Raw genomic sequence first — 9,764 nt, forward strand, 5'->3', positions numbered from 1 at the left:
GTGCAGCTCCCCGGCGCCCCGCCGCGCCCCCGGGCCGCGGGGGTGGCGCGGGGCGCCCTGGCCGCGCTCCGGCACCGCAACTTCCGCCTCTTCTACTTCGGGCATCTGCTGTCGATGACCGGCACCTGGGTGCAGTCCACGGCGCAGGGATGGCTGGTGCTGGAGCTGACCGACTCCGCGCTGCTGCTGGGGACGGTGACGGCGGCGGGTGCGCTCCCGGTGCTCCTCTTCACGCTGTACGCCGGGGTCGTGGCGGACCGGATGGACAAGCGGCGCATCATCGTCGCCGCGCAGGCCGCGGCGGCGGTGCTGGCGCTGGCCCTGGCGCTGCTCACCGACACCGGGCGCGTGACCGTGGCGTGGATCATGGTGCTGGTGTTCCTCCTCGGGACGGCGAACGCCTTCGAGATCCCGACGCGGCAGTCGTTCTTCGTGGACCTCGTGGGGGAGGAGGACCTGACCAACGCCATCGCCCTGAACTCCACCGCCTTCAGCGCCACGCGCGTGGTGGGGCCCGCCGTGGCGGGGGTGCTGCTGGGAAGCGTGGGGATCGCTGCGTGCTTCTACCTGAACTCGGTGTCGTACCTGGCGGTGCTCGCGGGGCTGCTGGCGATCCGCCTTCCGCCCTTCCGCCGCCCGGAGCGGACCGCCTCCACGCTGGAGAACCTGCGCGAGGGGTTCGGCTTCATCCGCGGCGACCGGGTGGTGCGGACGCTCGTGTGGATGATCGCCGCGCTCTCGGTGTTCGGCTTCCCGTACGCCATGCTCCTCCCGGTCTTCGCGCGCGACGTGCTGCACGTGGGCGCGCAGGGGCTGGGCTGGCTCCTGGCGGCGAGCGGGGCCGGTGCGCTGGCGGGGGGGATCACGCTCTCGGTGGTGGCGGGGCGGGTCCGCCGCGGGCCGCTGGTGCTGGGCGCGTCGTTCGCCTTCGCGCTCGCGGTGGGGGCGTTCGCCTTCTCGCGTGCCTTCCCGCTGTCGCTGCTCCTCCTGGCCGCGGCGGGCTTCTGCATGATCCTGAACAATTCCAGCGTGAACGCGCTCCTGCAGTCGCTGGTGCCGAACCGCCTCCGCGGGAGGGTGATGTCGGTGTACGTCTTCATGTTCCTGGGGATGACGCCGGTGGGCTCGCTGCAGGCCGGGGCGCTGGCGCGCTGGGTGGGAGCCCCCGCGGCGCTGGCGATGGGCGCGGCGACCCTCGCCGCGCTCGTGCTGCTGGTGGCGTGGAAGGTCCCGGAGTTGCGGGAGCTGAGGTGACGGGCACGCCCCTCGCGGAACCGTCCGTATCTGCCTATATTTGATGGCTTTGCGCCCCGTGGCGCACTCCCCTGCACCCGTGAGGATGAGGCGTGGATCCCAGAGCGGCACTCCAGGCGGCGTTCGGCGCGCTCGCGGCGGTGGCGATGCTCGGCGGGCCGGCCGCGGCGCAGGACATCGAGCGCGAGGGGCAGCGGGTGGAGGTGCACGTCACCAGCCACCCGGGGAGCTCCACGACGGTGTGCCTGGAAAGCGCGCCTCCGGTGCAGGGGCGCAAGCGGCTGACCGTGTCCTACGGAGCCGGCGCGGTCCGGCTCTCCACCTCAGCGCGGGACCGCGGCCCGCACTGCGCCTCGTTCGAGCCGGCGGGGCCCCGCTTCCGCGTCCGGCTGGAGTACGGACACCTCGTGGTGCTCACGGCCATCCTGGCGGACCGGGACTTCGCGCGGGACGAGTACCGCGGGAAGACCATCACCTTCCGCTGGGTGCGCGAGTGACGCTCCCCCTCCCTCCCGGGGAGGTCCCGCGCGTCCGCGAGCGCCTCCTCGCCTGGTACGACGCCCACCGCCGCGACCTCCCCTGGCGCGCCGCCCTCGGCGAGGCGCCGGACCCGTACCGCGTCTGGCTGTCGGAGGTGATGCTGCAGCAGACGCGCGTGGAGACGGTGCGCCCCTACTTCGCGCGCTGGCTGGAGCGCTTCCCCACGCTGGACGCGCTCGCCGCGGCGCCCCTGGACGACGTGCTGAAGCAGTGGGAGGGGCTCGGCTACTACTCGCGCGCCCGCAACTTCCACCGCGCGGTGCGCGAGGTGGCGGAGCGCTACGGGGGCTCCGTGCCGGGCGACGCGGAGGCGTTCCGAGCGCTCCCCGGTGTGGGGCGCTACACGGCGGGGGCGGTGATGTCCATCGCCTTCGGGCGCGAGGCACCGCTGGTGGACGGCAACGTGCGCCGGCTCTTCGCCCGCTGGACGGACGCCCCGGAGCCCGAGGAGGCGGAGCTCTGGGCCCTGGCGGAGGCGCTGGTCCCCGGCGAGCGCCCGGGCGACCTGAACCAGGCCGTGATGGAGCTGGGCGCCACCGTCTGCGTCCCCCGCACCCCGCGTTGCGGCGCGTGCCCGGTCCGCGAGACGTGCCGCGCCTTCGCCCACGGCACGCAGGACGAGCGCCCGCTGCCGAAGCGGGCGAAGCCGGTCCCCCACGAGGACACCGCGAGCGCGGTGGTGGAGCACGAGGGGCGCCTCCTCCTGGTGCGGCGCCCCGCGGACGCGCGCCTCGGCGGGCTGTGGGCCTTCCCCTGGGCCGTGCGCCGCCCGGGGGAGACGGCCCACGCCGCCGCGGAGCGCGCGGTCCGCGACGGGCTGGAGATGGAGGTACGGGCCGGGGAGGAGATCGGCCGCGTTGCGCACGCCTTCACCCACGTACGCGCCACGTACCACGCCATCAGCTGCGAGTGGACGGGCGGCGCCCCGCGTGCGCTGCAATACGACGCCTGGGCGTGGGCGACACCGTCGGAGCTGGACGGGTACGCGCTCCCCGTGGCGCAGCGGAAGATCGCCGCCCTGGCGACGGAGGCGACGCTGTTCAGGTGAAGAAGTGCGGGAGTGCGAGAGTGCGAAACAGCGCCCCTGCCGGGATCTCCCGGTGGGGGCGCTGTCGTAGGCCCTCACCCGGCGGCCGGATACCGAATCCGGACGTATCGCGAGTGGTCGGCGGGGGGAGGCTCCTCCGGCGGTGCGAAACTCGCCCGGCCGGCGGATCGAGACGTGAGTGCGGCGCGGGCTCAAACAGACGCACCGCCTGCTGAGCCTCCCCCCACCTCCCGGGCGCCTTCATCGATGGGAAAAAACCCCTCTCCCGCTTGCGGGGGATTGGAGGGGGCAAGTCCGTGGGGAGGGGGCCGCGTGAGGGATGCGAGCCCGTCAGGGGCGAGACTCCGCGGCTGTTTGCGGAGGCTCGCCGCCGTTGAGCACGGTCGTATCGTGCTCTACGGCGCCGCAGCCCGACCCCGGCGCCAGCCGGGGGCACGCCCAAGCACGCAGTTCAATCCGCCGTTACTCGTAGACGAAACTGACCTCGCGCCGCACGTCGGGGTGGAGGCTGCGGTCCACGGGGCACGTGCGGGCGACATGCTCCAGCCGCGTCCGCTGCTCCGGCGTAAGCGAGGCGGGCATGCGGAGGGTGACGGGGAGCGCATCCACCCGGCGCGGGTCGGAGCGCATGTGCTTCTCCAGCGTGAAGCGGGCGCCCTCGAAGGGGATCCCCTCGCGGCGCGCGACGATCGCCATGGTGGTGACCATGCACGCCCCCAGCGAGGCGGCCAGCAGGTCGGTGGGCGAGAAGGAGCTCCCGTCCCCGAAGTTGTCCGCCGGGGCCGCGGTGGGGACCTCGCTCCCGGAGGGCCCGTGGCGGAGCTTCATCTTCAGCTCGCCGCTGTACTCGCCGGTGATCTCTACGGCCATTTCCCTGTGCTGGTTCGGGTGGTGCGCTGGGGCGGACGCCCTTGATGCCCGCAATCTATCTACGCGGCGCGGGCCGGGCATCCCGGGGCGTCTCCCGCGGACACGATGCGGTGTCCCCGCCAAAGGACACCGCGGGTCCGGATGGCGGGTCGGGAACATGTGATCCCGATGCGCCCCTTCCACTTGCGCGGACAGCGCGGTCTGGCGCGGGGGATGCGCTTCTCCCGGGCGGATGCAGGTCCCGCTTCACGCACAGCCGTCAGAGGTCCCCATGAGAACCCGTACCTCCGCCCTGCTCCTGGGCGTTGCCCTTCTTGCCGCGTCCGCCGCGCACGCCCAGCGCCGCCACCCTTCGGACTGGGAGGACGGCCACGGCCCGCGCGGTCCCCAGCGCGCCAGCGGCGCGTACGCGGGTGCCAGCTTTAACTACGCCCGTCCGCAGGGCGAGTTCAGGAACTTCGTGGACCATGGGTTCGGCGGCGACGTGCACTTCCTCTACCAGCCGGCGGCACGGGGGATCCTGGGGCTCCGGTTCGACGCCGGGTTCGTGAACTACGGGCACGAGCGGATGCGCGTCCCGCTCAGCTCCTCCATCGGCGGGCGCATCCTGGTGGACGTGAACACTACCAACAACATCGCCCACCTCGGGGTGGGGCCGCAGATCGGGCTCCCGGACGGGAGGCTCCGCCCGTACGTGGGCGGCTTCGTGGGCCTCACCTACCTCTACACGGAATCCTCCGTGGACGGGCGCGACGACGACCGGAGCTTCGCCCGCACCACCCACTACGACGACGCCACGTTCTCGTACGGAGGCCGGGCCGGGCTGTACGTCCCGTTGCGCGGCGGTCCGTCGCCCATCTCGCTGGACGTGGGGGTCGTCTACCTGGAGAGCGGCGAGGCGGAGTACCTGCGCGAGGGCGACATCATCGACAACCCCAACGGGAGCATCTCGTTCACGCCCTCGCGGAGCGACACGGACCTGCTCACCTTCCGCGTGGGCGTCACCGTCGGGATCCCGCGCTCCGACCGGCGGTAGCGCACGGCCATTGAACGGCTGGCCTGGGCGTGTCCCCGGCTGGCGCCGGGGCCGGGCTGCGGCTCCGTAGCACACGATACGACCGTGTGCAACGGAGTCGAGCCCCCGCAAACAGCCGCGGGGTCTCGCCCCTGACGGGCTCGCATCCCTCACGCGAAGGCCCCCACCCGGCTCGCTTTAGGCTCGCAACATTTGCCCCCTATATCCCCCGCATGCGGGGGAGGGCTGACGGCTACGGGCAGTTCATCCCCTCTCCCAAACTTGGGAGAGGGTGGCGGCTCTCAGGCCGCCGGGTGAGGGCCGCCGTAAGCTGCCCTGTTCCCGTCCCCTCACCCCACCCGCGCGAAGAACGCCTTCAAATACCGCGTCTCCGGGATCGCCGGATGCACCGGGTGGTCGGGCCCCTGCATCCCCTCCTCCAGGAGCTGCAGCTCCCGGCCGAGCCGGCGGCCGGCGCGCAGGAGGGCGTCCTGCAGCGCCTCGCGGCTCATGTGGAAGGAGCAGGAGGCGGACACCAGGATCCCGTCCGGCTCCAGCGCCTCCATCCCGAGCTGCGCGAGCCGCCGGTATGCTTCCTCGCCGGCCTTCTGGTCCTTCTTGCGCTTGATGAACGCGGGCGGGTCCAGCACCACCACCCCGAAGCGCTCCCCCTCCGCCGCCAGCGCGCGGAGGGTGTCGAAGGCGTCGCCGCGGCGCACGCGCACCCGCTCCCCCACCCCGTTCAGCTCCGCGTTCTCGCGCACCTCCGCCAGGGCGGGCTCGGAGCTGTCCACGCAGACGGCCTCCGCCGCGCCCGCGGCCGCGGCCTGCACACCCCAGCCACCCACGTAGCTGAACACGTCCAGCACCCGCCGGCCGGGGGCGTACGCGCGCAGCCGGGCGCGGTTCATCCGGTGGTCGTAGAACCAGCCGGTCTTCTGCCCGGCGGAGAGCGGGGCGCGGAAGCGGACGCCGTTCTCCTCCAGCTCCGCCGCCTCCGGGACCTCGCCGTGCGCGACCTCCACGTACGGCTCCAGCCCCTCCAGCGAACGGCCGGAGAGGTCGTTGCGGAGGAGGATCCCGGTGGGCCGGACCGTCTCCTCCAGCGCGGTGACGACCTCGTCGCGGAGGCGCTCCATCCCCGCCGTGGTGAGCTGCGCCACCAGCGTGGCGCCGAAGCGGTCCACCACCAGCCCGGGGAGGCCGTCACCCTCGCCGAAGGCCAGCCGGTAGAAGGGGCCGGGGAAGAGGCGCTCCCGCAGGGCGAGGGCGCGCGCGAGCCGCTCCCGCAGCAGCGCGCCGTCCAGGGGGCGGGCGGGGTCGCGGCTCACCAGCCGCGCGGCGATCAGCGAGCGCGGGTTCACGTAGCCGGCGCCGAGGGGGGCGCCGCGGTGGTCCTCCACCACGACCGGGTCGCCGGGCTCGAAGGCGGTGAGCGGGGTGCGCGCGACGTCCACCTCGTTGCTGAACACCCACAGGTGCCCGGCGCGGAGGCGGCGGTCCTCGTTCTTCTTCAGGCGGAGCGGCGGGAGCATGCGTGTCGGGGACGGGTTGGGTTTTCTGGGGTGCCGGTGCGGCGGCCCCGGCCCGCAAGATACCGTCCAGGCTCCCCCGGGGCACCGTGCGCCGCACGGATCTTGCGACCCGGAGCATGCCGCGCGCCGCCATCGGCGGGGCGTTGCGCCCGGGGGTGGGGCGCGCCAGATTCGTCCCCCCGAGGGCGCGGGGCGTCCACCTTTCACCGTCGCCGGGGGCCGCCACGCGGCCCGGGGGAGCGTTCGCCATGCCGGAGTCTGGTCACGCCCTGCAGGTGTTCCGCGAGGTCGCGCTCGCCACCGCGGGGAGCCTGGACACGGACGAGATCCTGGGGATCGTCCGCGAGCGGGCCCGCGCGCTGTTCCGGGCGGACTTCACCGCAGTTGCGCTGGCGGAGCGCGGGTGGGGCGACCTGTACCGCGTGGACGGCGGGCGGACGCCCTCGGCGCAGCTCCAGGAGATCGTGCGGTGCGTGCTGCGCACCGGCGAGCCCCAGGTGGCCCGCGACGCGATCGCCGACGAGGCGCAGCTCCCGCTGGCGGAGTGGTCGTCCGGCACCGACGGGTTCCGCTCCGCCGTGGCCGCCCCGCTCCGCTACGGCGACCAGGTCCGCGGCGTCCTGGTGGTGGCGTGGCACAGCCCCGCCCCGCTCACCGACGACGTCGTCCAGCTCGCGGAGACGCTGGGCGTGCACGCCGCCGTGGCGCTGCACAACGCCCGGCTGTACGAGGAGCTGAAGCGCTCCACGCTGGCGCGGGACCGCTTCTTCTCCGCGATGAGCCACGACCTGCGCACCCCGATCGCCGCCATCGTGGGGTACAGCGAGCTGCTGGCCGACGGGATCGTGGGCGGCCTGTCGCCTAAGCAGCAGGAGATGGTGGAGCGGATCGCGCAGGTGGCCGCGCACCTCACGGAGCTGGTCAACGACATCCTGGACCTGGCGAAGCTGGACGCCGGGCGGGTGGAGCTTCACCCGGAGCGCGTGGTGCTGGGGGAGGTGGTGCGCGATGCGGTGCTCGCGGTGGAGCCGCAGGCGCGGGCCAAGGAGCTCCCGCTGCGGCTGAACCTGGACTCGGTGGAGCGGGAGACGGTGCGCGTGGACGCGGTGCGGGTGCGGCAGATCCTCGTGAACCTGCTCTCCAACGCCGTGAAGTTCACCGACCGCGGCGAGGTCCGGGTGGACGCCGGCCTGGGCGGGGAGCGCACCTGGATCGCCGTGCGCGACACCGGGCCGGGGCTCCCGCCGGGGAGCGAGGAGGCCGTGTTCGAGGAGTTCCTGCAGATCGCCAGCGGGCGCGGCACCAAGCGGGAGCCGGGAAGCGGGCTGGGGCTGGCCGTCTCGCGCCGCCTGGCCCGCGCCATGGGAGGCGACCTGGTGGTGGAGAGCCGCCCCGGCGAGGGATCGGCCTTCACGCTCTACCTCCCCCTGGAGCGGGAGGCGCCCGCCGAAGACGCCGGCCCCGCCTGAGGCGCCGCGCCCGCCACCCTCCACCGCAGACCGGGAGACACCCCGATGTCCGATCCTTCACGCCGCTGGGAGCCGGTCGCCCCCGGGGACGACGTGCCGCCCCCACGCGGCGCCTACTCCCCCGCCGTGCGCGCGGGCGACCTGCTCTTCGTCTCCGGCCAGGTGCCGCGCGACCCGCGCACCGGCAAGCTGCGCGGGAGCGGCGTGGCGGAGCAGACCCGCTACACGCTGGAGAAGCTGGACGGAATGCTCCGCGCCGCCGGCGGAACCCTCGCGGACGTGGTCTCCATCACAGCCTACCTGCAGGACGTCGGCGACTGGGAGGCCTTCAACCGCGCCTACGCCGAGGCCTTCCGCCCGCCCTACCCCACCCGCACCACCGTCGGCGCGGACCTGGGAGACGTACTGGTGGAGATCAGCGCGGTGGCGTACCTGCCGGGGAGGTGAAGTGCGGGAGTGCGGGAGTGCGGGAGCCGGGGAGTGCGGGAGTGCGGAGTGCGAAACGGCGCCCCTGCCGGGAGATCCCGGTGGGGGCGCCGTTTGTCGTGCTCCCCTCCCCCCTGCGGGGAGGGGCCGGGGGAGGGGGTCCGCCGTTGGCCGGGGGAGGGGTCCCCTATCGGCTGCCCCAGCGGGGGAGCCAGTCCGGCCCGGGGGCGTGCGTCAGGCGGGTGACGCCGGTTCCGTCCGCCCGCATCAGGTACAGCTCCGGGTCGCCGTCCCGGTCGGAGGTGAAGGCCAGGTACCGGCCGTCCGGCGACCAGGTGGGCGAGCCGTCCCGACCCTGCCCGTCCGAGAGCTCCGTGACCCGCCCGGTGGCGAGGTCCGCCACCTGGATCCGGGCGGTGCCGTCGCGCGTGTGCCGCACGAAGGCGAGGCGCGCCCCGTCCGGCGACCAGGCGGGCTCCGCCTCCTTCACTTCCGTGGCGGCCGTGCCGGTGTTCGCCGCGGCACCGGTCAGCCTGCGGATCCCCGTCCCGTCCGGGCGCACCACGAAGATGCGGTCGGAGCCCTCGCGATCGCTGAGGAAGGCCAGCATCCGCGCGTCCGGGGACCACATCGCCCCCCAGTCGTCGCGGTGGAAGGCGGTCAGGCGCCGCTGCTCCGAGCCGTCGGCGCGCATCAGGTACAGCTCGGCGTCGCCGTCGCGCGAGGAGGCGAAGGCGATCCAGGCGCCGTCCGGCGACACGGCGGGCTCGAAGTTGCCGTGCTCGTCATTGGTCAGCCGCAGCGGGGAGGCGCCGTCGCTCCCGATGCGGTAGAGGTCGCGGAAGCTCGCCTCGTCCGACTCGAAGACCAGCCAGCGCCCGTCCGGCGACCAGCTGGGGCTCCGCGAGCGGCTCGTGCGCGGGCCGATCGGGCGGGGCGCGCCGCCGGCCAGCGGGTACAGGAGCATCTGCTCCAGCTGGTCGCCCGACTCCTCGGTCACGGAGATCACCAGCACCGCGGAGCCGTCCGGCGCGAGGGCGGCCGGGTAGTCCGCCTCCGGACCGCCGGCCAGGCGCCGCACCCCCTCGCCGGAGGGGCGGGCCGCGTACACGTCCGGGTTGCCGTCGCGCTCGGAGACCCAGACCAGCGTCCCCGGGAGGGCACGCCGCTCCGCCAGCGACAGGGTGTCCGCGGCGCCCGACGCCGCCCGCGCCGCTTCCTGCCCGCACCCGGCGAGCGCCAGCAGGAGCGGCCCCGCGAGGAGGGCCCGGGGGATGGCGCGGAGCCGCACGCACGGGTTCTTTGCTTCAGATCGCATAAACAAGCTGGCAGAGGGGAGTCCCGGGGCCCCGGGGGAGCCGGCCCCGGGGCTGCAGAATCTACGAGTCCGTCAGCGGATCCGCACGGCGTCGGCGATGACCACGTAGCCCTCGGTAGTCCAGCGGCTGAGCTGGACCTTGTTCCAGCCGGCCGAGAAGTTCCAGGTGCCGATGGCGTTCCACTTCCCGCCGTTGATCTGCTGGTTCACCTGCACGGTGCCCAGCTTGGTCCCGCTCGCGTTCCAGGCGATGTAGGGCGCCGTGGTGGAGCGGTTGGTCCCGGCCACC

10 protein-coding genes are annotated in these 9,764 nt (G+C 74.1%); 6 read left to right on the forward strand and 4 right to left on the reverse strand.

Features of this window, described 5'->3' with window-relative positions:
• From VGR37_06750 to mutY, 3 genes are all read left to right on the forward strand, one after another.
• Positions 1–1,254 (forward strand): MFS transporter (locus VGR37_06750; GenBank protein HEV2147082.1); only part of this gene is annotated, 1,254 nt, incomplete at its 5' end.
• Positions 1,255–1,346: 92 nt separating this feature from the next.
• Positions 1,347–1,751: a hypothetical protein gene (locus VGR37_06755; GenBank protein HEV2147083.1), complete on the forward strand. Its 405-nt coding sequence runs from the start codon at positions 1,347–1,349 to the stop codon at positions 1,749–1,751.
• Positions 1,748–2,842 carry an A/G-specific adenine glycosylase gene (mutY, locus tag VGR37_06760; protein HEV2147084.1) on the forward strand — a complete coding sequence of 365 codons (1,095 nt, stop codon included), beginning with the start codon at positions 1,748–1,750 and terminating at the stop codon, positions 2,840–2,842. The genes VGR37_06755 and mutY overlap by 4 nt, the downstream gene beginning before the upstream one ends.
• 462 nt (positions 2,843–3,304) lie before the next feature.
• On the opposite strand, the gene VGR37_06765 is transcribed toward mutY, so the two are convergent.
• Complete coding sequence (locus tag VGR37_06765; protein HEV2147085.1) at positions 3,305–3,712, reverse strand: OsmC family protein; 408 nt, start codon at positions 3,710–3,712, stop codon at positions 3,305–3,307.
• 271 nt (positions 3,713–3,983) lie between these two features.
• Between VGR37_06765 and VGR37_06770 the strand changes: the two genes are divergently transcribed.
• Entirely contained in the window at positions 3,984–4,748 is a 765-nt protein-coding gene (locus tag VGR37_06770; protein ID HEV2147086.1) for an outer membrane beta-barrel protein, read from the forward strand.
• A gap of 329 nt (positions 4,749–5,077) precedes the next feature.
• On the opposite strand, the gene VGR37_06775 is transcribed toward VGR37_06770, so the two are convergent.
• Positions 5,078–6,262 (reverse strand): class I SAM-dependent rRNA methyltransferase, encoded by a 1,185-nt coding sequence (locus VGR37_06775; GenBank protein ID HEV2147087.1) that lies wholly within the window; start codon positions 6,260–6,262, stop codon positions 5,078–5,080.
• A 248-nt stretch (positions 6,263–6,510) separates the two neighbouring features.
• On the opposite strand from VGR37_06775, the gene VGR37_06780 reads away from it, so the two are divergent.
• Positions 6,511–7,731, forward strand: coding sequence for a GAF domain-containing sensor histidine kinase (locus VGR37_06780; protein ID HEV2147088.1), 1,221 nt, complete (start codon positions 6,511–6,513; stop codon positions 7,729–7,731).
• 45 nt (positions 7,732–7,776) lie between these two features.
• A complete protein-coding gene (locus VGR37_06785) occupies positions 7,777–8,178 on the forward strand; it encodes a RidA family protein (protein ID HEV2147089.1) in 402 nt (133 codons plus the stop codon).
• 166 nt (positions 8,179–8,344) lie between these two features.
• Here VGR37_06785 and VGR37_06790 read toward each other — a convergent pair whose 3' ends face one another.
• Positions 8,345–9,475 (reverse strand): hypothetical protein, encoded by a 1,131-nt coding sequence (locus VGR37_06790; protein ID HEV2147090.1) that lies wholly within the window; start codon positions 9,473–9,475, stop codon positions 8,345–8,347.
• Between the two features lie 72 nt (positions 9,476–9,547).
• A partial coding sequence (locus VGR37_06795) for a hypothetical protein (GenBank protein ID HEV2147091.1) occupies positions 9,548–9,764 on the reverse strand: 217 nt, incomplete at its 5' end.

The organism is Longimicrobiaceae bacterium (assembly GCA_035936415.1).
Classification (GTDB): Bacteria; Gemmatimonadota; Gemmatimonadetes; order Longimicrobiales; family Longimicrobiaceae; genus JAFAYN01.